The organism is Mesorhizobium sp. M7A.F.Ca.MR.362.00.0.0, assembly GCF_004023175.1.
GTDB lineage: Bacteria > Pseudomonadota > Alphaproteobacteria > Rhizobiales > Rhizobiaceae > Mesorhizobium.
In genome coordinates this window covers 1-1,350 of the sequence record NZ_RZTF01000135.1, presented here as the reverse complement: position 1 = coordinate 1,350, position 1,350 = coordinate 1, and the positions used below count along the sequence as shown (strand labels likewise).

2 protein-coding genes are annotated in these 1,350 nt (G+C 64.1%); one reads left to right on the top strand and one right to left on the bottom strand.

The window, feature by feature from the left end; translation table 11 throughout:
* On the top strand, positions 1-953 hold a 953-nt coding region (locus tag EOC06_RS17790), incomplete at its 5' end, for a COX15/CtaA family protein (protein ID WP_245469725.1).
* A gap of 26 nt (positions 954-979) precedes the next feature.
* Here EOC06_RS17790 and EOC06_RS17785 read toward each other — a convergent pair.
* The coding region (locus tag EOC06_RS17785; protein ID WP_281062087.1) for an aminoglycoside phosphotransferase family protein at positions 980-1,350 on the bottom strand (371 nt) is incomplete at its 5' end.

Below are 1,350 nucleotides of genomic sequence, written 5' to 3'. Positions count from 1 at the left end.
CCGATTCCGGCCTCTCGATTACGCAGTGGAAGCCGATCCACGGCGTGATCCCGCCGCTCAACGATGCCGAGTGGCAAGAGGAATTCCGGCTCTATCAGCAGATCCCGCAATATGCCGAACTCAACAAGGGCATGAGCATCGAGGCGTTCAAGTCGATCTTCTGGTGGGAATGGGCGCACCGCATCCTGGCGCGCAGCGTCGGCCTGGTCTTTGCCTTGCCGCTGCTGTTCTTCTGGGCGACGCGCCGCGTCGAGCGCGGCCTGGGGCCGAAACTCCTAGGCATTCTGCTGCTTGGCGGCCTGCAGGGCGCCATCGGCTGGTGGATGGTGGCTTCAGGATTGGTCGACCGCGTCTCCGTTAGCCAGTACCGGCTGGCGACCCACCTGACGCTTGCCGCGCTGATCTTCACCGCCACCATGGTGGTCGCGCGCGGACTGGCGCCGCATTCCGAACCCGCCGCTGATCGGTCGACGCAGAGGCTGGCCGGCTTCATCGTGCTGCTGGCGCTGATCCAGATCTATCTCGGCGGCCTGGTCGCCGGGCTCGACGCAGGCCTGAGCTACAACACCTGGCCGCTGATGGATGGCAAGATTATCCCGGGCGATCTGCTGATCCTCGAGCCGGCATGGCGCAATTTCTTCGAGAGCCCGAAGACGGTGCAGTTCGTCCATCGGCTTGGCGCTTACACGGTATTCGTCGTGGCGCTGTGGCACATGATCGCCACGCGCCGGCGGCTGCCAGGTTCGACGCATGCGCGCCGCGCGACGGTGCTGTTTCTACTGGTGCTGGTGCAGGCCTCGATCGGCATCGGCACGCTGCTGATGCATGTGCCGCTGCATATGGCGCTGACCCATCAGGGTTTTGCGCTCATCGTCCTGAGCTTTGCAGCAGCCCATTGGCGCGGCACCAAGGGCGCCTATCCCTTGCCGGCGGGAATAGCGCTCAGGGGCTGATCTTGAGCTGATCTACCGGGTCCGGATCAGAAGCTTGCCCGTACCGCCCGGATCGCCTTGACGACCGACAATTCGCGGTTCTCCTCGACCGCATTGTCGTCCTCATGATGCCATGACGCCGAGAGGCAACCATAGGCGATGGCATGATCAAGGATAGCGGCCGGTGTCTGGCCCAGAGTGTTGGCAAAGATCCCGGCCATACCAGCGATCCGCTCGGGGTCGAGGCAGAGATCGTCCCGCTCGAGCGGGTTGTAGAACATGTTCGCCGCATCGAAGCCGGGGTCGCCGAGCACGCCCTTCGGATCGATAGCCAGCCAGCCGCGCGGTCCGTGCAGGATGTTCTCGTGATGCAGGTCGCCATGCAGTGGCCTGATATCGTGCGGATCGGTCAGCAGCC